The following is a 21,976-nucleotide window of genomic DNA, read 5'->3' as shown; positions in this document are numbered from 1 at the left end:
GGGCACCGTCCACCCCTTGTGCCGCTCCTCCATCCGTGCCTATATTTGCCACATCACCCTCATGTAAGCGCTTACATAACAACAAGTGACATGTAAGCGCTTACATGCAACAGACTGCGACAACGAGGTGGCAGGCAGCGCGATGGCCAAGCATCAGACCTCTTCCGAGGCCAAGCCGGCGGGAGCGACGATCTACGACGTCGCCGGGCGCGCCGGCGTCAGCATCGCCACCGTCTCGCGGGTGTTGCAGGGTGCGACGGTCGTCGCCGAGACCACCCGGCAGAAGGTGCTCGCGGCCGTCGAGGAGCTGGGGTACGTGCCGCTCGGGGCGGCGCGGAGTCTGGCGGTGCGGCACCATGAGGCGCACGGGCTGGTGTTGCCGGAGCTGTCCGGTCCCTACTACGCCGAGCTGCTCATGGGGTTCGAGGCGCGGGCCGCCGAGCTGGCGCAGTCGATCGTGCTCGTGCTCACCGACAGCCGCACCGACCTGGCCGCGGCGGTGCGGCAGCTCGCGACGAGGGTCGACGCCATCGCGGTGCTCGGGTCGCCCGCCATCTCGGGCGACGTGGTGCGGTTGTTGCGCGCCAAGAAGCCCGTGGTCGTGATCGCCGGGGAGCCGCACGACGGCGTCGAGACGATCGCGGCCGAGAACCTGGAGAGCGCGCGGGAGCTGGCCGGGCACGTGCTGGGCCACGGGCGGGAGCGGGCGTTGTTCGTCGGGGATCCGGACACCGGTCCCGACATCCGCCACCGGTACGCGGGGTTCGTCGCCGCGCACGAGGAACGCGGGCTCGTCCCCGCCGAGCCCGTCCGCGTCGCGTTGAGCGAGGCCGACGGCACCGCCTTCGCGCAGCGGCTGCTCCGGAACGAGTACCACGCCGACGCGTTGATCTGCGCGAACGACGAGCTGGCGTTGTCGATCATGACGACGCTGCAGGACGCGGGCAGGGACGTGCCGGGCGAGATCGCGGTGACCGGCTGGGACGACGTCATGACCTCGCGGTACGTGCGACCCGGCCTCACGACGGTGCGCCAGCCGGTGCAGGAACTGGGTGCGCTGGCCGCGAACCGGCTGCACGAGCTCGTGAGCGGGGAACCGCCGCAGGCGCAGGCGCGGGTGCTGCCGACGCAGCTCGTCGTGCGGTCGTCCTGCGGCTGTCCGCCCGCCTGACCCACTGTCCACCTGAGACGAGAGGAAGCTAGGAGCAATGGTGCGCAAGACTTCCAGGACGCTCGCGGGAGTGTCGGCAGCCGTGGTGCTGCTGCTGGCAGCGTGTGGCCGCGGCGACGACCAGGCCGGTGGCCAGCAGGGCGCCGACGTCGCCGAGGGGCCCGCCACGGGCACGATCACCGTCTGGGCCATGGGTGCGGAGGGGGAGAAGCTCCCCGCGCTCGCCAAGGAGTTCGAGGACGCCAACCCCGGCGCCAAGGTCCAGGTGACGGCGATCCCGTGGGACGCCGCCCACAACAAGTTCACCTCGGCGATCACCGCCGGGCAGGCGCCGGACGCGGCCATGGTGGGCTCGACGTGGATGGGCGAGTTCGCGGGCATGGGCGCGCTCGACCCGACGCCGTCGTCCATCGACAAGAGCGCCTTCTTCGACGGTGCGCAGCGCACGACCGAAGTGGGCGGAACCTCCTACGGCATCCCCTGGTACGTCGAGACGCGCCTGCTCTACTACCGCAAGGACCTCGCCAAGACCGCCGGGTACGAGACGCCGCCGAAGGACTGGGCCGGCCTCAAGGAGATGGCCAAGGCCATGCAGACCAAGGCGGGCGCCAAGTTCGGCATCGGCCTGCAGGCGGGCGGCACCGGGTCGTGGCAGTCGCTGCTGCCCTTCGCCTGGTCGAACGGCGCGCAGCTGACGAAGGACAACGGCGGCGCCTACAACTTCGACAGCCCGGAGATGAAGGAGACGCTCGACTACTACGGCTCCTTCTTCAGCGAGGGCATCGCGGACAAGGAGGCTCCCGCGCAGCCCACGACCGAGCCGGACTTCGTGAGCGGTCGCGTCCCGATGTTCATCTCCGGCCCGTGGATGATGTCCGCGGTCGAGAAGCTCGGCGGTGAGGGCTTCAAGGACAAGTACGACGTCATGCCGATGCCGGTCAAGAAGACGTCGTCGAGCTTCGTCGGCGGGTCGAACTTCGTCGTGTTCAAAGAGACGAAGAACCGTGACACCGCCTGGAAGTTCACGAAGTGGCTGACGGACCCGAAGACGCAGGTCAAGTGGTACCAGCAGTCGACGGACCTGCCGTCGGTGAAGAGCGCGTGGCAGGACCCGGCCCTGACCGCGGACACGAAGCTCGCGACGTTCGGCAAGCAGCTCGACACCGCGCAGTCGCCGCCCACCTTCGCCACCTGGGAACAGGCGATCACCGCGCTCGACACCGAGGTCGAGAAGGTGGCACGCTCCGGTGCCGACGCGGCGGGCGCGCTCAAGGCGGCGCAGTCCGCGGCCGACTCCATCGGGACCGGGAAGTGAGCTTGCCCGCCCCGGCCCGCCGCCGCGGGGTGGAGCGGGCGGCTTGGGGCCTGATCCTGCCGTTCTGCCTGCTGTTCCTCGTGTTCACGGCGTGGCCCGTGATCCAGTCGCTGTTCATGAGCGTCACCGACACGCGCAACCGCGACCTGCGCACGCCGTTCGCGGTGGAGTTCGTCGGGCTCGAGAACTACGTGCAGGCGTTCACCGACCCGCTGTTCCGCACGGCGGCGGCGAACACCGCGTACTTCGTGGTGGTCGGCGTGCCGCTCACACTCGTCATCGCGCTCGCCGCCGCCGTGGTGCTGGACAAGGGGATCTCGCGGTTCCGCGCGTTCTTCCGGCTGGGCTTCTACACCCCGGTGATCACGTCGATCGTCGCGGTCGCGGTGGTGTGGAGGTTCCTGCTGCAGGACGAGTACGGGCTGATCAACACCGTGCTCGGCTGGTTCGGGATCACCGGCCCGAACTGGCTCGGCGACCCGGACTGGTCGATGCCGGCGCTCATCCTGATGGCGGCGTGGCGCAACTTCGGCACGGCGATGATCATCTTCCTGGCCGGGCTGCAGGCCGTCCCCGCGTCGCTGCACGAGGCCGCGTCGATCGACGGGGCCGGCGCGTTCAGCCGGTTCCGGCACATCACGCTGCCGCTGCTGCGCCCGACGATCCTGTTCGTGTCGGTGACGACGGCGATCGGCTACCTGCAGTTCTTCGAGGAGCCGTACGTCATGACCAACGGAGGTCCGCTGAACTCGACGATCTCCGCGTCGATGTACACCTACCGGCAGTTCGGGTTCGGCAACTACGGCTACGCCTCCGCGATGAGCTACCTGATCTTCGTGGTGATCGCGGTCGTCACGGCCTTGCAGTTCCGCCTGCTGCGGGAGAGGAGCTGACATGACCGCCAAGAACCGCTGGTGGATCTACGTCCCGCTCACGGTCGCGCTCGTCGCCGTGGTCTCGCCGTTCGCCTGGATGGTGCTCGGCAGCTTCAAGGGCGAGGGCGAGATCCGCAGGAACCCGCCCACGTGGGTGCCCGAGGCGCCGTCGCTCGACAACTACACGCAGCTGTTCTCCCGCCTTCAGTTCGGGACGTACTTCCTCAACTCGGCGGTCGTCGCCGTGCTGGTGACGGCCGGGAACCTGCTCTTCTGCTCGATGGTCGGGTACGCGCTCGCCAAGCTCGAGTTCCGGGGCAAGCGGACGCTGTTCGTGATCGTGATGGCGACCCTGATGATCCCCGGCGTGGTGACGTTCGTGCCGCTGTACGTGCTCGTCGTCAACGCCGGCCTGGCGAACTCGTTGCCCGCGTTGATCCTGCCGTTCCTCGTCTCGCCGTTCGGCGTGTTCCTGATGCGCCAGTTCATCGTGGGCCTGCCGGGCGAACTGCTCGACGCCGGGCGGGTCGACGGCGCGGGCGAGCTGCGGATCTTCGCGAGGATCGTGCTGCCGCTGTGCGGGCCCGCGCTCGCCACCCTGGGCATCCTCACGTTCCTGGGCAGCTGGAACAACTTCCTGTGGCCGCTGGTCGTCGCGCAGCAGGAGAGCGAGTACACGTTGCCGGTCGCGCTCGCCCTGTACTCGACCGGCCAGAACTCGATCCAGTACGGCCTGCTCCTCGCCGGGGCCACCATCGTCGTCGTCCCGGTGCTGCTCGTGTTCCTCGTCTTCCAGCGGCGCTTCATCGAGGGCATCGCGACCACCGGCATCAAGTGAGAAGTCCGAAGGGGACTCACATGGAACCGCCAGTCAGGATCACCCGCCGAACCCTGCTCGTCGCGAGTGCCGCCGCGCTCGCCGTTCCCGCCTCCGCCGCGGCCGCCCCCGGTCACCGGTTCGACCCGGTCCGCGTGCGCGGGTGGGCCAGGGACACGTGGCGCAGCCTCGTCGCCATGACCCCGTCGAGCACGGGCCTGCCCGCCGACAACATCCCCGAGTCGCTCGCCGCGTCCGACCGCTCGGGCTACACCTCGCCGACGAACATCGGCGGTTACCTGTGGTCGACGATCGTGGCCCGCGAGCTCGGCGTCATCTCGAAGGACGAGGCGTCGGCGCGGCTGGTCCGCACCCTCACGACGCTCGACCGGATGGAACACCACGTCCCGAGCGGCATGTACTTCAACTGGTACGACGAGGAAACGGGCGACGCGCTGCGCTCGTGGCCCGGCACGGGTGCCGTCGTGCACCCGTTCTGCTCCAGTGTGGACAACGGCTGGCTCGGCGCCGCCCTGCTCACCGTGGCGGGTGCCGACCGCGCGGCCGCGGGCCTGGCCAGGAAGCTGTTCGCCCGCATGCGGTGGGACTCCTTCTACAACCCCGGTGACGACCCCGCGCACCCCGTGCGGCCCGGCGGCCTGATGCACGGCGGGTTCTTCCCGTTCGACCACGACCGGCCCGGCGGGGTCTACCAGGGCACGCACATCGGCGGCGACCCCGTCTGGCTGACCACGCACCACTACGACACCACGGTGTCCGAAACGCGGATCACCAGCTACCTCGGCATCATCACCGGCCAGGTCCCGCCGAAGCAGTACTTCGCGATGTGGCGGACGTTCCCGGCGTCGTGCGACTGGTCGTGGCACGAGATGCAGCCGGTGGGGGAGAACCGCACCTACTACGGCATCGAGGTCTTCGAAGGCGCGTACACCTACCGCGGCATGCGGATCGTGCCGGGCTGGGGCGGGTCGATGTTCGAGGAGCTCATGCCGGACGTGTTCGTGCCCGAGGCGAAATGGGCACCGAACTCGTGGGGCCGCAACCACCCCCTGCACGTCCGCGCGCAGCGGGAACACGGCCTGCTGGAAGCGAAGTACGGCTTCTGGGGTTTCAGTCCGTCCAGCAACCCCGCCGGCGGCTACCGCGAGTACGGCGTCGACGCGCTCGGCCTCGGACCCGGCAACGAGCCGGGCAACGGGGCGAACGGCTACTTCTCCGACCAGGAGATGACGAACTACGACGTCGGGTTCGGCTCGTGCAGGCCCGCCACCGCTCCGACGCCGACCTACGGCGACGGCGTGGTGACCCCGCACGCGGCGTTCCTGGCGATGATGCACGAGCGCGACGAGGCGTTCACGAACCTGGCGCGAATCCAGGACGACCTGCGCGCGTACGGCAGGGGCGGGTTCTTCGACGCGGTCGCGGTGCGGTCGGGCACGATCGCGCGCCGCTACCTGTCGCTGGACCAGGCGATGGTCATGGGAGCGATCGGCAACGTCCTGTGCCGGGACGTGATCCGCCGGTCGTTCGCGACACCGGCCGTGGAGCGCGCGTTGCGCCCGGTCATCGGTGTCGAGGAGTTCGGCGCGAGCCGAGTGTGATGGAGGTTCCTGACATGGTTCGGCTGGTCTCCGAGGACGGCGTCGAGTACCGCGACCTCAACGGCAACGGCGTGATGGACCCCTACGAGGACCCGCGCCTGCCCGTCGCCGAGCGGGTGGCGGACCTGCTGGGACGCCTGTCGCTCGAGGAGAAGGCGGGACTGCTGTTCCACACCGTCATCGAGGCGGGCGCGGACGGCACGGTGAAGGAGGCTCCCGGCGACATCAGCAAGTCGCCGACGAGCGTCGTGGTGACGCAGAAGCACCTGTCCCACTTCAACGTCCACGCCCTGCACGACGCCCGCATGGCGGCGCGCTGGTACAACAACCTCCAGCGCATCGCCGAAACCACGCCGCACGGCATCCCGGTGACGATCTCGACCGACCCGCGGCACGCGTTCCTGGAGAACGCGGGCGTCTCGTTCAGCGCCAAGGCCTTCTCGCAGTGGCCGGAGTCGCTGGGTCTCGCCGCGTTGCGCGATCCGTCCCTCGTGGAGCGTTTCGCGGACATCGCCCGGCAGGAGTACGTGGCGGCGGGCATCCGCTGTGCGCTGCACCCGGCGATCGACCTCGCGACCGAACCGCGGTGGGCCCGGCAGGCGGGAACGTTCGGGCAGGACAGCGCTCTGACGGCCGAACTGGCCGTGGCGTACGTGCGCGGGTTCCAGGGGCCGTCGCTGGGGCCCGATTCGGTCGCCTGTTGCAGCAAGCACTTCCCCGGCGGCGGCCCGCAGAAGGACGGCGAGGACGCGCACTTCCCGTACGGCCGCGAGCAGGTGTACCCGGGCGGGCGTTTCGACGACCACCTGGCGCCGTTCCGCGCGGTGATCGAGGCGGGCACGGCGGCGGTCATGCCGTACTACGGGATGCCCGTCGGCCTGGAGGTGGACGGCGAGGAGATCGACCAGGTCGGCTTCGGCTACAACCGGCAGGTCGTCACCGGCATGCTGCGCGAGGGCCTGGGTTTCGACGGTGTGGTGCTCACCGACTGGGAACTCGTCATGGACAACCACGTCGGCGACAAGGTGCTGCCCGCCCGCGCCTGGGGTGTGGAACACCTCGACGCGCACGGGCGCATGGAGCTGATCCTGGAGGCGGGCGCCGACCAGTTCGGTGGCGAGGAGTGCGTCGACGTCCTGCTGGAGCTGGTCGCCCAGGGCCGTGTGACGGAGGAACGGATCGACGAGTCGGCCCGCAGGCTCCTCGCGGTGAAGTTCCGCCTCGGGCTCTTCGACGACCCGTTCGTCGACGAGGACAGGGCCGCGGAGGTCGTGGGACGCCAGGACTTCCGCGACGAGGGCCACGCCGCGCAGGCCCGGTCGATCACGGTGCTGCAGGCGGGTGCGGACGCGGCCGCGTTGCCGTTGAAGCCCGGGCTGAAGCTGTACGTGGAGAACGTCTCGCCCGAGGTCGCGGCGCGCCTGGGAACCGTGGTGGCCACACCGGAGGAGGCCGACCTGGCGCTGGTGCGCCTCATGGCCCCGTTCGACCCGCGGGCGGACCTGTTCCTGGAGTCGTGGTTCCACCAGGGTTCGCTCGAGTTCCAGCCCGGTCTGCCCGCGCGCCTGGCCCGCGTCGCGGCCGCGTGCCCGCTGGTGGTCGACGTGACGCTGGACCGCGCGGCGGTGCTGACCCCGTTGCTCGACATCGCCTCGACGCTGGTGGTCAGCTACGGCTCCACCGACGAGGCACTGGCCGACGCCCTGTCGGGCGTCATCCCGCCCGAGGGCAAGCTGCCGTTCGACCTCCCGCGCTCGATGGAACAGGTGCGGCGGCACCACGAGGACGTTGCGGGCTACGACGATCCGTTGTTCCCTTTTGGACACGGCCTGTAGGTACCGTGGGGGGATGTCGAGTGGAGTGATCATCACCGGGGCGTCGCGCGGGATCGGCCGTGCGACCGCCGCGGCCTTCGCCGAACGGGGCCACCGCGTCGCCGTGCACTACAGCAGCCGCCGCGACGACGCGCGGGAGACCCTGGCCGGACTGGCCGGCGAGGGCCACGTGCTGATCGGCGGCGACCTGTCCGACCCGGAGGTGGCGCGCGGCCTGGTCGCCGAGGCGGTGGACCGGCTCGGCGCGGTGGACGTGCTCGTCAACAACGCGGCGGTCGCCCCGAGCGCCGCCAACCCGCACCGCATCGGCGACTCCTCGTGGGACACGTGGACCAGCGCGTGGCGGTCCATGTTCGACGTGAACCTCCTCGGCGCCGTCAACGTCACCTGGGCCGTGGCGCAGCACCTCATCGACCGCGGCGCACCGGGCAGCATCGTCAACGTCGGCTCGCGCGGGGCGTTCCGCGGCGAACCCGACCACCCGGCCTACGGGGCGAGCAAGGCGGCGCTGCACGCGTTCGGGCAGTCGGCCGCGGTCGCACTGGCACCGCACGGGATCTCCGTGACGTCGGTGGCGCCGGGGTTCGTGGCGACCGAGCGGCAGGCCGGGAAGCTCGCCGGCGACGAGGGGGACGCGGTGCGGGACCAGAGCCCGTTCGGCCGGGTCGGCACACCGGAGGAGATCGCCTCGGCGATCGTGTACCTGGCCTCGCGCGAGGCGGCCTGGTCGTCGGGGGCGGTCCTGGACCTCAACGGGGCGTCGCACCTGCGCACCTGACACGGACGAAGCCACGGACGGTGGTCCGTGGCTTCGTGGTCGTGCCTCAGCTCGTCGGCGGGGGAGCGGGAGACGACTCCTTGGGAGCGGGTGACGGCGCCGGTCCGGGAATCGGTGGCGGCGGCTTGGAGGAGGGGAACGACGATCGCCCGGAGGTGGGTGTCGGCGTCTGTCCAGGAGCCGGTGACGTCGGTTCGGGGGCGGGGGACGACGACTGACCGGGAGCCGGGGACGACGGCCGGCCGGGAACCGGCGACGTCGGTTCGGGCGCAGGGGATGACGATCGTCCGGGAGTGGGCGACGGCGTCGGCCCAGGAGTCGGCGGCGACGGCTGTCCAGGGACCGTGGACGTCGGTTCGGGAGTCGGTGACGGCGTCCCCGGCTCTGCAGGAGTGACGGCCGGAGTCGGAGGCGCGGGCGCGGCGGTGGTCGCCGGAGGCGCCGCCGGCTTCGGCGGAGGCGCGGACCCGTTGCTCACCGACAGCGTCACCGGCGTGCCCCGCAACGCCATACCGCGCGGCGACTGGTCGACCACGGCGCCGGCGGGCTTGTCCGAGGCGACGGACACCGTCGTCACCTCGTAGCCCGCGTCGCGCAGCAGCGCCTTGGCCTTGCCGAGCTCCGTGCCGACGACGTCCGGGACCTTCATCTGCGTGTCGCCCTTGAGGAAACGCTCCTCCACCTGCGGCAGGGGCTTCTCCGGCAGGCCGTCGTGCACCTTCATCATCGTGTCGAACCAGGTGGCGGCGGGCACGGTGCCGCCGTAGATGTTGCCCTCGGGGCAGAGCGTCGGAGCGCCCGCGCCGACGCAGATCCCCTTCGGTGAGGTGCTGTCGTTGAACACCTGGACGGCGCCCGCGTAGTCGGGCGTCGCGCCGAGGTACGCGGCGGACTTGTACTCCTCGGTCGTGCCGGTCTTGCCCATCATCGGGCGCTTCCAGCCGGCCTTCTTCGCCGAGACGGCCGCGGTGCCCTGGCCCTTGCTGTCCTCGCTGAGGCCCGTGGCCAGCGCGTTGGCGAGAGGTTCGGGCACGGCCTGCTCGCACGGGGACTTGGCGAGCTCGACGGGTTTGCCGTCGCGGTCGAGGACCCGGCGGATGGGAGTCGGCTCGCACCAGGTGCCGCCGCTCATGACGGTCGCGGCCACGTTCGCCAGTTCGAGCGTGCTGGAGGGAGCGGGGCCGAGGGTGAAGGAGGCGTTGCCGTTGGAGGCGTAGAACTCCGCCTGCGTCATCCTCAGGTCCTTGGCGCCCTTCGGGTCCGGCGGCACACCGGCGATGTTGGTGGCCATCGTCCTGCGCATGCCGAGCTTGGACGCCATGTCCACGACGGCCTGCAGGCCGACCTTCTCCTCGAGGATGACGAACGCCGTGTTGGGCGAGGTCGCGAGTGCCTGCTTCAGCGGCATCTTCGGCGGGTAGCGGTCGTTGTGGTTGGAGAGGCAGTACCAGTAGGTGTTCGGCTCGCCCGTGGCGGGGCAGGAGGGGGCACCGCCCTTGAACACCCGCGAGGTGTAGGTGTTGGGGGAGTCGACGACGGTGTCGACGCCGATCCCCTTCTCCAGCGCCGCGGCCGCGGTGAAGACCTTGTAGACAGAGCCCGTGCCGAACTTGTTCTCCACGCCGCTCGGCAGGTCGAACTGCGTCTCGAACTTGTCCTTGTCGAGGCCGTAGTCGCGGTTGGCCACCAGCGCGACGACCTCGTGCGCGTCCTTGCCCGGACGGACGACCGCCATCGTGTTCGCCACACCGGGCGTGGTCTTCGGCGCCTGCGCCTCGACGGCCTGCTTGGCGTGCTCGGTGATCTTCGGGTCGAGCGTGGTCTCCACCCGGTAGCCGCCGACCTTCAGCTCCTCCAGGTCGAAGCCCTTCTCGACGAGGTGCTGCACCAGGAACGAGCAGAAGAAGCCGTAGGACGGCCCGGCTCCGACGCAACCGGTCTGCAGCGGGCGCACGGGATCCTGGAGACCGAGCGGAACGGCCTTGTGCCGGTCGGCCTCCTCCTTGGACAGCTTCTCGCTGTGGACCATGGCGTCGATCACGAGGTTCCTGCGCTCGATCGCCTTGTCCGGCCGCGCCTCCGGGTCGAGGTACGTCGGGCTGTTCACCATGCCGGCGAGCGTCGCGGCCTGGGGGATCGTCAGCTTGTCCGGCGTCGTGTCGAAGTAGGCCTGCGCGGCGGCGGTGATGCCGAAGATCGTCGAACCGAACGGCACGAGGTCGAGGTACCGGCGGAGGATCTCGTCCTTGCCCAGTGCCGTCTCCAGGCCGATCGCGATGCGCGCCTCCCGGAGTTTGCGCGTGATGCTCTGCTCCTGGGCCTCGCGTTGCGCGTTCTTGTTGTTGCGTGCCACGACGTGCACCAGGTAGTTCTTCACGTACTGCTGCGTCAGGGTGGACGCGCCCTGCTGCACCGAGCCGCTCGCGTTGTTGCGGGCCAGGGCGCGCAGGCTGGCCAGCCAGTCGACGCCGTGGTGGTCGTAGAAGCGGCGGTCCTCGATCGCGAGCAACGCGTCCTTCATGTGCTGCGAGATCTTGTCCGGTGGCGTGCGCACCCGGTACTGGTCGTACAGGTGGGCGATCGGCGCACCGTCCTTGTCGGTCACCGTGGTCATCAGCGGCGGGCCGGTGTTCAGCATCTCGGCCACAGTGGACTGGACCTGGTCGCTGATCTTGTTCGACACGAACCCGAGTGTCGCGGTGGCCGGGAAGAGGAGCCCGGCGACCAGTGCGCCGGCGAGCACGCAGAGCCCGGCCAGTTTGCCCAGGCCGGATCCGATCCGCTTGCGATTCACATCGGACTCCTCTCATTCACAGCGGCTTTCGCCGGTTACCCGGTGAATCACCGATCAGGCGACCACATCGAATGAATCAGGGCCCCGAGAATCGTCACCGTGCGTGCCTGAACAGCACTGGGGTCACCCTGTGGTGCCAACAAATGCGGGTCTTGTTTTTCGGCGGCTGCCACGGGTAGCTGCCGTTCAAGACCATTCACGCACGGGGAGGAAACGATGTCGCCGCAATCAAGTGCCGGCTCCCGATTTGTTCGCGCCACCGCGATCGCGTTGGTCGCGAGTTTTCTGAGTCCCGTGCAGGCCCACGCGGCCGAAGGAGCCGACGACCACACGGCGGGCTCGCAGATCGCCAAGCACGAGGGCACCGGTGAGATGCTCGGGTCGCCCTCCGAACTCGGTCCGGAGAACGTGGGCAGCGTGCACGGGATCGACGTGAGCAGCCACCAGGGCAACGTCGACTGGGGACACTGGTGGCGCTCGGGAAAGCGGTTCGTCTACATCAAGGCGACCGAGGGAACGAACTACACCAACCCGAACTTCACCCAGCAGTACAACGGTTCCGCGGCCGTGGGCATGACGAGGGGGTCGTACCACTTCGCGCTGCCGAACCGCTCCGACGGCGCGACTCAGGCCCGCTTCTTCGTGCAGAACGGCGGCGGGTGGTCGCGTGACGGCAGGACGCTGCCGGGGACGCTCGACATCGAGTACAACCCGTACGGCGGCGGCACCTGCTACGGCCTGAGCCACGCCGCGATGGTGAACTGGATCCGCAGCTTCAGCGACACCTACCACGCGCTCACCAAGCGCTGGCCCGTCATCTACACGTCGGCGCAGTGGTGGGACAGGTGCACTGGCCGTTCCGGCGACTTCAGTTCCACCAACCCGTTGTGGCTCGCGCGGTACGCGGCGGCGGTCGGCCCGATGCCCTTCAAGTGGCCGTTCCACACGATCTGGCAGTTCACGTCGTCCCCGATCGACCAGAACGTCTTCAACGGCGGAGCCGACCGCCTCGCCGCACTGGCATCGGGCTGAGCCGTGTCCACCCGGGTCCGCAGGTCCGAGCTCTTCCTCCTCGTCTTCCTCGGCGTGGTATTCGCCGTGTCGTCCACCCTCGTGGTCGGCTCCGTGGCCCACCTCGACAGGATCGGCCTCACCGTCCACGGCGTGGAGAACGGCGCCGTGCTGCGGGGCGCGGCCTTCCGCGAGGTCAGCGTCAGCACGGGGGAGCCGGATCTCCTGGACCGGGTGGAGGTCCTCGTCGACGACACCGTCATCCCGACGAGCCGCGACCGGGACCGGTTGACGCTCAGGGGTTTCACGCCCGCCGAGGGCGAGCACACGCTGATCGCGCGCGTCCGCAGCGCCACACCTCTGGTCATGGACGCTGTGGTGGACCACCGGTTCACCATCGACGACACCCCGCCCTCCCTTGCCGTGCAGCACGTTCGCGCCGCAGGACCCCGGTCACCGGTGACCGTCAGGGGCGTCGCCCGCAGCGCCGCGCTCGTGCGGGTCGGCCAGACCCGCGCCCTGGTGGTGAACGGGGTCTTCGCCGCCACGGTGCCCGCGGCGGCGACGGTGTTCGTGGAGGCGCGCGACGCGGCCGGCAACTCGTACGGGCGGCACGTTCCGGTGCCGGTGTCCCGGCCGGACGTGCGGGCGGAGTGGGTGACCGCGACCGACTGGGCGGCCGCGCCGTCACGGGAACGGGTGCTCGCGAGGGCGCGCGGAGGGGAGATCGACGCCGTCCGGCTCGACGTCAAGGACGAGACGGGCCAGGTCGCCTACCTGTCGGAAGTGCCGCTGGCGCACCAGATCGGCGCGGTCAGGGACCTGTACGACCCGCGGGCCGCCGTCGAGGAGCTGCACCGCGCCGGAGTGCGCGCGGTCGCGCGGGTCGTCGCGTTCCAGGACCCCGTGCTCGCCCGCGCGTCCGCGGCCTCCGGCCTGCGCGACCACGTCGGCGACGCCGCCGGGCTGACGCTGACGAACCCCGCCCACCCCGAGGTGCGCGGTTACGTGGTGGCCCTGGCGCGGGAGGCCGCGTCGCTCGGTTTCGACGACGTGGTCCTGGACCACGCCGGCGTCGAGTCCGATGTGGACTTCGTCGCGGAGGTGAGGGACGCGGTCCGCGCGGGCGGCGCGTGCTTCGGAGTCGTGGCCGCGGACGGGGAGGCGGTGCAGGCGGACTTCGTCGTCCCTTCTGGACGATGACGCGGTGCGACCACGTGTCACTCGATGCGGTCGATCCCGGTGTGACCCGCGTGGGGCACACGGACGCGCGGGTACCAGTCGGTGCACGGATCGACCGGAGACCCAGGAGGACGGCATGAGGACCAGGACCACCGCACTGGCCGCGCTGATCGCCACGATCCCGTTGGTGCTCGCCCCCGCGGCCGCGAACGCGATCGCCTGCTACGGCGACTTCAGCGACACGGTCGGCAAACTGACGAAGATCGTGCGAGAGGAGTTCATGACGCCTGTGTGCCAGGCGCAACTCCAACCCGGGACAGACCGCCGCGACGTCCAGGAGCTCAAGGACGTCGTGCTCCCCGAGGCCGTGGCGGGCCTGGGCAGCATGGAGATGATCTACAACCGCAGCAAGCCGGTCCTCGACGCCGTGGTGGAGAAGTGCTACTCGCCGCAGGACTACTGCAGTCCCGAGGCCGTCGGGCGGGCCACGCGCTGCATGAAGGACGAACTGCCCGGCATGGCCATGACCGCGCTCGGCCCGGACGTGCTCGCCACGAGCTGTGAGGGGCTGCAGGCCGCGGCGGGCACGGACCCGCAGGCGTTGCGGGACCGGGCCCGCGCCGCCGCCGAGGCCTACATCGGGTACCTGCGCCAGAACTGACCGGAAATCCGCGTGGGCGCGCCGGGACATCCGGCGCGCCTACACGTCGTGGCTGACCACGCCACGCGCGAGCTCGGCCGCGCGCTCCATGGCCTCGGCGCACAAAGCCATGCGCGCCAACGACTCCAGTTGATCGGTCAGGTCGTCTCCCGCGGCTGCGGGCTCCAGCCCCTCGTCCGCCATCGCGCGCACGACCGCCGCGGTCGCCTTGGACATCCGCTGCGCGAGCGCGGCGAGCGCCAGCATGACGTTCTCGGCCTGCTCCGGGCTGATCGGTGCCGGGCGGTCCTCCTCGGGGAACCGCCCCAGGTCCGCGTCCCACGTGGACGCGGCGGCGCACAGCGCGTCGACGAACGGTTGCCAGGCGACGTCGCCGGCGGCGGGCTCGTGGTCGTTCACGTGACACCTCCGATCAGGTCTGCGGCGGATACCCCCGGCGCGAGCGGCGATGACGGTCCGTGAGGAATTCACTGAACAGGGTGCATGCTCGGTCGGAGATGTCTGGAGGGTCCTCTCCCGGGTACTGCCACCTCGACAGAGGTAACGCCCCGTTCAGGAAAGGACACGGGCATGGCCATGGACGACCTCCTGGACGAGGGCCGCACGGCCTTCCACACGCAGCTGTTCGGGTACAACCGCAGCCAGGTCGACGAGGAGTACGCCCGCCTGGAGCGCCAGCTCGAACTCGCCTGCGCCGACCGCGACGCGGCCCTGGAGACGGCGGACGAACTGACCCGCCACCTCGAGGAGGCCCGGTCGGAGCTCACGGAGTACCGCACGCTCCACGCGGGACACAGCAAGGACAACGCCGTGTCCGGCTGCATCCGCTACCTGCTGCACGTGGCCAGGCGCAAGGCGGACGAGATCGAGTCCGAGGCGCGCGCCCGAGCGGAGGACGCGGTGCACCGCGCGGAGGAGGCGGCGGGCCGGCACGCCCGTCTGCTGGACGAGGCGGAGCAGGAGTCGCAGCGGCGGCTGGCGGAGGCGAGCCAGCGCGCGCGGGAGATCGTCGGTGAGGCCTTGGAGCGGTCCCGTTCGCTGTTGTCGGACCTCGGGGAGCGGCAGCGGCTGCTCGACCAGTGGTACGCGGAGATCGGCGCCGCGCCGGAGATGCCGTCGCCCCGTGGCCCCGAGCCCGGTGAGATCGGCGTGCTCAGGGGAGCGGAGGTGTGGAAGAGCCCCGAGTCCGCGGTGGCGGCGGCACCCGTGGCGCTGGAAGCCGTACCGGAGGACGCGCCCGCGACCGCCGAGGCCGAGCTGATCGAGATGCCCCGCCGCCCCGAACCCGACGTCGAACCCGGGTCCGAGGCCGAGCCCGACGAGGAACCCGCCTCCACCAGCCAGATGCCGAGCGTGTCGGCATGACCGCCGTCACCGGCGGACCGGCGCTCACCGGCGAGTCCGCGCCTACCGCCACGACCTGCGTGCTGGTGGACGTCCGCGACTCGGGCGTCACCGGTGTGCGCTGGGCCGCCGGCTGCGCGGAGGCGCTCGGCGTCGACTTGGTCGTGCACACCGGTGCGGAAGACGACCCGGTGCACACCGAGGTCGCGGCGCTGCTGGCCGAGCGGCCGGAGCTGACCGTCCACGTCGAACACGGGGACCGCTACCCGCCCGCGACTGAGGGCGCACTTGTTGTGTTGTCGCGTCAGCGGGCTCTGGACGCGCCGCCGCTCGCCTGTCGTGACCGGCGCGACGTCGTGGTCGTGGGCGGATCCGCCACCGCGCTGGCGGGGCGGTTCGGTGTGGTGACGGCCGTGGTGGAGCGCGTCGGGGGTGAGGGCGTGCTGGAGCGCGCCACGGCGCTGTGCCGGGCCCGCGGTGCGACGCGGTTGCGCGTGCTGGCCCGGCCGTCGTGCCCCCTGTCCGGCGGCTGGCTCGACGACGCAGCCGACGTCGTGCACGCGTGTTGTCCCGGCGTGATCGTCGAACTGGTGCGCCAGGGCCGGTCGGTCGCCGAGGAGACCCGACTGTTCCCGAGCGACCTGCTCGTGGTGTCCGGCCGGGAACGCGGCCCGGGAGAGGGCCTGCAACCCGATGCGAGGGCGGCGCTGCACCACGCGTCCTGCCCCGTGCTGTTCAGCTGTTCGTGACGGGGGAGTTCACCATGACTGCCGGAAGGATCGTCCTGTACGTGCTCGCCGCGGCTCTCGCGGGTGTGACGATCGGTCTGCTCAAGAGTCCGCCGCAGGCCGGGTCACCACCCCAGGAGGCGCACTCGCCGGTCGCCGCGGCCAGCATCTCCGTGAGGGCCGTTCCCACGACGACCACGACCACGACACCTCCGTCCTCGTCATCGTCCCCACCACCGGCCGCGGTCGTGAAGGACGTGCCTCGCCGTCCCGGACCGGAGCTGCCGCCGGGTGTCCCCGTGCGCGCGCAGGGCGAGGGGTGGTGGCGGACCGTCGCCGGGACGACGGCGCAGGTCGGCACGGGCGAGCTGCACACCTACTCGGTCGAGGTGGAGCAGGGAGCGGTGCTGCCGGCCGTCCACCAGGCGTTCGCACAGACCGTGGACTCGGCCCTCGCGGACCCGCGCGGCTGGACGGCGTCCGGTGACGTCTCCTTCCGCCGGGTGGACGTGGCGGAACCGGACGTGCGGATCCGGCTCACCGCGACCGAGACCGCGCGGGCGATCTGCGGGTTCGACCTGCCCTACGACACCTCCTGCTACCGCGAGGGGGTCGTGTACGTGAGCGCGCCGCGGTGGTTCCGGGGCGCCGAGTCGTTCGGCGGCGACCTGGAGGGGTACCGCAGGTACGTCGTCAACCACGAGGTCGGTCACTTCCTGGGGCACGGCCACGAGTTCTGCCCCGCCGACGGCGCTCCGGCGCCCGTGATGATGCAGCAGACGTTCTCCGTCTCCAACGACGGGCTGGCCGACGTCACGGCCGAGGTGCCGCAGGGCCTGGCGGTCCCGCGCGACGGCAGGACGTGCACCCCCAACCCGTGGCCGAACCAGGGGGTGGCGCGGTGAGGATCGCGATGATCTCGGTGCGGGACAACCCCTCGACCGCACTGCACGACCCGGACGCCCCCGGCCGGCGCGGCCACGTCGCCGCGCTCTCGCGGGAGCTGCACCGGCTGGGGCACGAGGTGACGATCTACACGCGCCGGGCGGACGAACGCCTGCCGGACCGCGTGCGGGTGGCCGAGGGCCTGGAGCTCGTGCACGTGCCGGCCGGACCGGCGCGGCAGCTCCGCCAGGACGAGGTCGTGCCGCACATCGGGGAGTTCGCGCGGTACCTGAACGACCGGTGGGCCGACGACGTCCCGGACGTCGTGCACGCCCACCACTGGACGTCCGGCCTGTGCGCCGTGCTCAGCGCGCGCCGCACCTCGATCCCGATCGTGCAGAGCTTCCACGGGCTGGCGGGCGGCGACTCGCTCGACGTGGAACGGCTGGTCGGCCGCGGCGCGGCGGGAGTGGTGGCGACGTCCGGCCGCGAGGTGGACGAACTCGCCCGGCTCGGGGTGCGCCGTTCCCGGATCTCCACCGTGCCCTGGGGCGTCGACACGGCCGCGTTCACGCCGACCGGCCCGGCCACCGCGCGCACCAGCAGGCTGCGGGTCCTCGTGGCCACCGGCCTGGCGCCGCACGACGGTGTCGACGACCTGGTCGTGGCGCTGACCGCGGTGAGTGCCACCGAACTGGTGGTCGCGGGCGGTCCCGAACGGCGCTTCCTCGCGGGCAACGCGGAGTACAGGCGCCTCTGCGCGCTGGCGGACCGGCACGCGGTCGCCGACCGGATCGCGTTCATCGGCCGGATACCGCACTCGGAGATGCCCGCGCAGATCCGATCCGCGGACGTCGTCGTGTGCCCGCAACGGCACGCGTCGTTCGGAGTCGTCGCGCTCGAGGCGATGGCGTGCGGTGTGCCGGTGGTGGCGTCGGCGGTCGGCGGTCTGGCCGACTCGGTCGTGCACCAGGTGACCGGCCTGCTCGTGCCGCCCCACAACCCCGCGCAGCTGGCGCGGGCCCTGCGGGCGCTGCTGGGCGACGAGGTCCGCCGCCAGGAGCTCGGCGCCGCGGGCCACGACCGCGTGAGCATCCGCTACACGTGGGACCGCGTCGCGCAGGACGTGCTCCGGGCGTACGAGCGGGCGGTCGGCCCCGAGGTGATCACGGTGCAGCGCGGGCCCTCCCAGGTCTACGCCCGGCTGCGGCGCGTGCTCGGGCGTGACGAACCCGCGGGGTGAACGACCGGGCCCGATCCTGCGAGTTCACCGGCGGTGCCGGTCAGCACACGCGGCCGGCCCGTCCCCGGCGTGGGGTGGCCACCCGCTCGTAGACGGCCAGCGCCTCCCTCGCGAGCCGGCGCCGTGAGTACCGGCTCAGGACGCGGTCGCGCCCGGCGATGCTGAACTGCTCCCCGAGCGTCTCGTCGGCGAGCAACGACCTCAGCGACCGCGCCAGCCGCCGTCCGTCGTGCGGGGGCAGCAGCAGGCCGGTCACGTCCGGCAGCACGACGTCGTTCAGGGCGCCGACCGCGGTGGCCACGACCGGCACGCCGCAGGCCATCACCTCGAGCGCCGCGGTGCCGTACGCCTCGGTGGCCGGCGCGCACACCGCGACGTCCGCCGACCGCAGCACCGCCGGCCGGTCCCCGCGCGGCACGGCGGCGGCGTCGACCAGTTCGACGTGGTCCATCGTGGACAGCACGGCGCCGATCGCCGCGGAGCCCTCGGCGGGATCCAGCTCCCCGGCCACGACGACGCGGACCCGTCCGTCGTGGACGTCGGCAGGGCCGTCCGGGGTGAACAGCGCGGAGTCGACACCGCTCGGCAGGACCGACACCTGGGTGCGGCGCGCACCGGAGCGCCACAGCCGGGTCGCCTCCTCCGAGTTCGTGGCGGTGATCCACGCCGCCCTGCGCGCGATGAGCGTCTCGGCGTCGGAGCGCTGCTCGACGTGGGCCTCCCCGGCCCCGTGGCAGCAGTGCACCACCGGGACCTGCAGGCGGTGACCGCCGATCAGGGAGACGAGCCCGGACGTCCAGTGGTGCGCGTGCACCACGTCCGGCGGCCGCAGCCGCCACCGCTCGGCCAGGAACGTGGCGAAGTCCGCGAGGTGCTCCACGAGCGCCTTCTCGGAAAGCTCGTGGGCGGGCCCCGCGGGAACGTGCACGACGTCGTAGCCCTCGGCGGTCCTGACCTCGTCGGGCGACTCCGGATCGGCGCGCCGCGTGTAGACCACGACCTCGTACCTCGAAGCGCTGAGCCCGGCGCACAGTTCCGCCACGTGGGCGCCCTGTGCCGTGCTTTCCACGAGCGGACTGGCCTGCGCGGACACCATCGCGATTCGCATTCGCCCGGCACATCCTCGGTCTCTGGTGCGATTCCGAGCTGCCGGCTCAACTCGTTCGGTTCCGGTGGGGTGGATGAGGCGACCGTATTGGTTTTCGGCGCCGCCGACAAACGCGGACGTCCGGGCTTCGCGGCCGTGCCCGCACCGGCGTGTCGGCCGGCCAGGACGCTGCTCGTGGCGCTTCGCCACGACTCGGAAAGGACGTTCTGTCGGGCGGAACCAGGGAGATTCTGTTGAAACCGCTGGTCACGGGCGGCCCTGTGGTCGGGCGCCGGCTGCAGGCGGAACGAGGAGGCGATCACTTCGACGTGCGGTCCCGAACGACATCGACGGAGGCAAGGGGCCGCGGGTGGCGTCCGCGCCTGATTGTTCACCCCAAAGCAAGACGCCGACCTGGAATATCCGGATCGTGGCTGATCATGAGGCCGATGATTGCTAAACCTCCGGAACCATGCATCACCCGAAAGTGTGGTGAAGACGGTTTGAACCGTACTTTCGGGCGGATTCCGATTTGGTCCGGACGAACCGCTTGGATACGGTCCTCCCGGACTTGCGGATGGTTTGAAGGACCACCGCGATCCGTTCTCGAAAAAATCGAACTAGGAGATTTTTGTGCTGAAGAAGGCAGGGGCGGCCGTCGCTATCGCGGGCGCTTTCCTCGGTATTGGTTCCACCGCTCTGGCCGATGCCCCTGAGCTCGACATCACGGACCAGGTGGGCGTTGCCGACCTGAACGACTCCGAGGTCGCCAGCGACCTGAACGCCTGCTTCATCGACGTCAACGTCATCGCGGTGCCGGTGCTGTCGGACAACGACAGCGGCCTCTGCGCCAACCCCGACGACAAGTGACGTGAGGCGGCGCCCACCGCGGTGGTGCGCCGTCCGCAGAGCGGAGGAACGGGGTTTCCGGGCAGGGGTGCCGGCTCCGTTCCTCCCGTCGCAGGTGCAGAACACAAACGACTGGTTCGTGAGGAGAATCGTCATGCTGAAGAAGGCTTTTGCCGCGGCTGCCGTTGGCGCGGGTTTCCTGATGATGGGCTCGCCCGCGTTCGCGACGCAGGGTGACGCGATGGACGACATGATGGACATGGCGTCGAAGTACGACCACGACCACCAGGTCGGCCTGGTCAACATGGAGGACTCCGAGCTCCTCAGCGACATCAACGTCTGCCACGTCGACGTGAACGTCATCGCGGTGCCGCTCTTCTCCAACAACGACGGCGGACCGTGCGTTAACCCCGACATCGAGGCCGAGCACTCCCACGAGGACGACTCGGACCGCTGACCCGGGTCCCCATCAGAGAAGCGTCCGGCTGTGTTCAGCCGGGCGCTTCTCTGCGTCGGATATCGTCGCGGGCGCACAGGAACTTCTCCGGAGAGCCCAGGATGCGCGTCCACCACACCGTCGTCGACTCACCGGTCGGGCAGCTGACCCTGGCCGGGGAGGGCGACGCACTGCTGGGGCTCTACTTCGACGGCCACCTGCGTACCCCGCGCTGGGGCGACCTCGGTCCCCGCACGAGCACGGGGTTCGAGGAGGCGCGCCGCCAGCTCGGCGAGTACTTCGACGGCGGGCGACGCACCTTCGACCTCCCCCTGGCACCCCGCGGGTCGGCCTTCGAGCTCAGCGTGTGGGCGCTGCTGGCGAAGATCCCCTACGGCGAGACCCGGACGTACGGGCAACTGGCCGCCGAGCTCGGCGACCCGAGGGCGGCCCAGGCCGTGGGCAACGCCAACGGGTGGAACCCGATCAGCATCATCGTGCCGTGCCACCGCGTGGTCGGGTCGCACGGGAATCTCACCGGCTACGCGGGCGGTCTGGAGCGCAAGCGGTACCTCCTCGAGCTCGAACAACCGCCGGCCGAGCTGGACGGCCGCCTGTTCTGAACCGGCGTCACCTCCGCCAGAACAGGTGGTGGACCACACCGCTGGAGCTGGGCACGACGTCGAGGTGGAACCGGTCGCGCAGCTCGTCGGGCGACCTCCACAGCGGCACCCCGTGGCCGAGCTCGACCGGCGACACCGCGACGTGCAGCGTGTCGATCAGGTCGGCGTCGAGGAAGGACCGGATCGTGGTGGCACCGCCACCGATCCGGACGTCCTTGCCCCGCGCGGCCTCCTTCGCGCGCTCCAGAACCTCGGCCGGGCCGGCGTTCACGAAGTGGAAGGTCGTGTCGGAGAGCGTGAACGACGGGCGTTCGTGGTGGGTCAGGACGAAGACCGGGGTGTGGAACGGCGGCTCGTCGCCCCACCAGCCCTGCCAGTCGTGGCTCTCCCACGGGCCGCGGTGCGGGCTGAACTTGTGCGCGCCCATGATCTCCGCGCCGATGTTGTTCGCGAAGTCGCGGGTCAGGTAGTCGTCGAGGCCGCGGGTGCCGCCGGGGTCGGTGCGGTTCGGCCAGCTCGCCGTCGCGCCCGCCCACGCGAACATGGTGCCGGGATCGGCGTGGCCGAACGGCCTGTCGAGGGTCTGGTCCTCACCGGCGCCGAAGCCGTCTCGCGACACGACGAAGTTCTGGACCTTCACCAGCTGGGTCATCGGGTGTCCTTTCCGTTCCTGGTCGACGGTGCAGACCGCGGTGGTCGCGCGAACTCATCGGTCCTGGG

Annotated in this window: 21 protein-coding genes; 17 read left to right on the top strand and 4 right to left on the bottom strand. The window is 70.8% G+C overall.

Annotated features, from left to right (window positions below; genetic code table 11):
* Nucleotides 1-142: 142 nt before the first annotated feature.
* From BMY74_RS19810 to BMY74_RS19780, 7 genes are read left to right on the top strand one after another with little or no spacing between them, the layout of a single operon-like run.
* Nucleotides 143-1,171: a LacI family DNA-binding transcriptional regulator gene (locus BMY74_RS19810; protein WP_089918021.1), complete on the top strand. Its 1,029-nt coding sequence runs from the start codon at nt 143-145 to the stop codon at nt 1,169-1,171.
* Nucleotides 1,172-1,208: 37 nt separating this feature from the next.
* A complete protein-coding gene (locus BMY74_RS19805) occupies nt 1,209-2,486 on the top strand; it encodes a sugar ABC transporter substrate-binding protein (RefSeq protein ID WP_089918020.1) in 1,278 nt (425 codons plus the stop codon).
* Entirely contained in the window at nt 2,483-3,379 is an 897-nt protein-coding gene (locus BMY74_RS19800) for a carbohydrate ABC transporter permease (protein ID WP_218159676.1), read from the top strand. The genes BMY74_RS19805 and BMY74_RS19800 overlap by 4 nt, the downstream gene beginning before the upstream one ends.
* 1 nt (nt 3,380) lies before the next feature.
* Nucleotides 3,381-4,199 (top strand): carbohydrate ABC transporter permease, encoded by an 819-nt coding sequence (locus BMY74_RS19795; RefSeq protein ID WP_089918018.1) that lies wholly within the window; start codon nt 3,381-3,383, stop codon nt 4,197-4,199.
* Between the two features lie 20 nt (nt 4,200-4,219).
* A complete protein-coding gene (locus BMY74_RS19790) occupies nt 4,220-5,800 on the top strand; it encodes a glucoamylase family protein (RefSeq protein ID WP_089918016.1) in 1,581 nt (526 codons plus the stop codon).
* Between the two features lie 14 nt (nt 5,801-5,814).
* Nucleotides 5,815-7,635, top strand: coding sequence for a glycoside hydrolase family 3 protein (locus BMY74_RS19785; RefSeq protein ID WP_089918014.1), 1,821 nt, complete (start codon nt 5,815-5,817; stop codon nt 7,633-7,635).
* Nucleotides 7,636-7,648: 13 nt separating this feature from the next.
* Nucleotides 7,649-8,413, top strand: coding sequence for an SDR family NAD(P)-dependent oxidoreductase (locus BMY74_RS19780; protein ID WP_177229827.1), 765 nt, complete (start codon nt 7,649-7,651; stop codon nt 8,411-8,413).
* Between the two features lie 46 nt (nt 8,414-8,459).
* On the opposite strand, the gene BMY74_RS19775 is transcribed toward BMY74_RS19780, so the two are convergent.
* Nucleotides 8,460-11,207, bottom strand: a complete 2,748-nt coding sequence (locus BMY74_RS19775) for a penicillin-binding protein (protein ID WP_089918012.1) — start codon at nt 11,205-11,207, stop codon at nt 8,460-8,462.
* A 216-nt stretch (nt 11,208-11,423) separates the two neighbouring features.
* On the opposite strand from BMY74_RS19775, the gene BMY74_RS19770 reads away from it, so the two are divergent.
* The 3 genes from BMY74_RS19770 to BMY74_RS19760 all read left to right on the top strand — a co-directional run bounded on the left by BMY74_RS19770 (nt 11,424) and on the right by BMY74_RS19760 (nt 14,061).
* Nucleotides 11,424-12,239 (top strand): lysozyme, encoded by an 816-nt coding sequence (locus BMY74_RS19770; protein ID WP_089918011.1) that lies wholly within the window; start codon nt 11,424-11,426, stop codon nt 12,237-12,239.
* A gap of 3 nt (nt 12,240-12,242) precedes the next feature.
* A complete protein-coding gene (locus BMY74_RS19765) occupies nt 12,243-13,421 on the top strand; it encodes a putative glycoside hydrolase (protein ID WP_089918009.1) in 1,179 nt (392 codons plus the stop codon).
* 115 nt (nt 13,422-13,536) lie between these two features.
* Nucleotides 13,537-14,061, top strand: a complete 525-nt coding sequence (locus tag BMY74_RS19760) for a hypothetical protein (RefSeq protein ID WP_089918007.1) — start codon at nt 13,537-13,539, stop codon at nt 14,059-14,061.
* A 39-nt stretch (nt 14,062-14,100) separates the two neighbouring features.
* Here BMY74_RS19760 and BMY74_RS19755 read toward each other — a convergent pair whose 3' ends face one another.
* Nucleotides 14,101-14,460 carry a hypothetical protein gene (locus BMY74_RS19755; RefSeq protein WP_089918005.1) on the bottom strand — a complete coding sequence of 120 codons (360 nt, stop codon included), beginning with the start codon at nt 14,458-14,460 and terminating at the stop codon, nt 14,101-14,103.
* Nucleotides 14,461-14,631: 171 nt separating this feature from the next.
* Between BMY74_RS19755 and BMY74_RS19750 the strand changes: the two genes are divergently transcribed.
* Genes BMY74_RS19750 through BMY74_RS19735 form a run of 4 tightly spaced genes read left to right on the top strand, consistent with a single transcriptional unit; the run spans nt 14,632 to nt 18,261 of the window.
* Nucleotides 14,632-15,426: a DivIVA domain-containing protein gene (locus tag BMY74_RS19750; protein ID WP_089918003.1), complete on the top strand. Its 795-nt coding sequence runs from the start codon at nt 14,632-14,634 to the stop codon at nt 15,424-15,426.
* A complete protein-coding gene (locus BMY74_RS19745) occupies nt 15,423-16,154 on the top strand; it encodes a hypothetical protein (RefSeq protein WP_089918000.1) in 732 nt (243 codons plus the stop codon). The genes BMY74_RS19750 and BMY74_RS19745 overlap by 4 nt, the downstream gene beginning before the upstream one ends.
* Before the next feature lie 14 nt (nt 16,155-16,168).
* A complete protein-coding gene (locus tag BMY74_RS19740; protein ID WP_089918304.1) occupies nt 16,169-17,038 on the top strand; it encodes a DUF3152 domain-containing protein in 870 nt (289 codons plus the stop codon).
* Nucleotides 17,035-18,261: a glycosyltransferase gene (locus BMY74_RS19735; protein ID WP_089918302.1), complete on the top strand. Its 1,227-nt coding sequence runs from the start codon at nt 17,035-17,037 to the stop codon at nt 18,259-18,261. Before BMY74_RS19740 ends, BMY74_RS19735 begins: the two co-directional genes overlap by 4 nt.
* Nucleotides 18,262-18,301: 40 nt before the next feature.
* Here the strand turns inward: BMY74_RS19735 and BMY74_RS19730 are convergent, their stop codons facing one another.
* Nucleotides 18,302-19,369, bottom strand: a complete 1,068-nt coding sequence (locus BMY74_RS19730) for a glycosyltransferase (RefSeq protein ID WP_245786246.1) — start codon at nt 19,367-19,369, stop codon at nt 18,302-18,304.
* A gap of 612 nt (nt 19,370-19,981) precedes the next feature.
* Between BMY74_RS19730 and BMY74_RS19725 the strand changes: the two genes are divergently transcribed.
* The 3 genes from BMY74_RS19725 (at nt 19,982) to BMY74_RS19715 (ending at nt 21,256) form a co-directional block, all read left to right on the top strand.
* Nucleotides 19,982-20,218 (top strand): hypothetical protein, encoded by a 237-nt coding sequence (locus BMY74_RS19725; RefSeq protein WP_089917997.1) that lies wholly within the window; start codon nt 19,982-19,984, stop codon nt 20,216-20,218.
* Nucleotides 20,219-20,351: 133 nt separating this feature from the next.
* Nucleotides 20,352-20,654: a hypothetical protein gene (locus BMY74_RS19720; RefSeq protein WP_143091630.1), complete on the top strand. Its 303-nt coding sequence runs from the start codon at nt 20,352-20,354 to the stop codon at nt 20,652-20,654.
* Nucleotides 20,655-20,755: 101 nt separating this feature from the next.
* On the top strand, nt 20,756-21,256 hold the full coding sequence (locus BMY74_RS19715) for a methylated-DNA--[protein]-cysteine S-methyltransferase (RefSeq protein ID WP_089917993.1): 501 nt from the start codon (nt 20,756-20,758) through the stop codon (nt 21,254-21,256).
* A gap of 7 nt (nt 21,257-21,263) precedes the next feature.
* Here BMY74_RS19715 and BMY74_RS19710 read toward each other — a convergent pair whose 3' ends face one another.
* A complete protein-coding gene (locus BMY74_RS19710) occupies nt 21,264-21,908 on the bottom strand; it encodes a dihydrofolate reductase family protein (protein WP_089917992.1) in 645 nt (214 codons plus the stop codon).
* Nucleotides 21,909-21,976 lie beyond the last annotated feature (68 nt).

Source organism: Lentzea albida (assembly GCF_900111005.1).
Classification (GTDB): domain Bacteria; phylum Actinomycetota; class Actinomycetes; order Mycobacteriales; family Pseudonocardiaceae; genus Lentzea; species Lentzea albida.
This window is presented reverse-complemented; position numbering and strand designations above follow the sequence as displayed.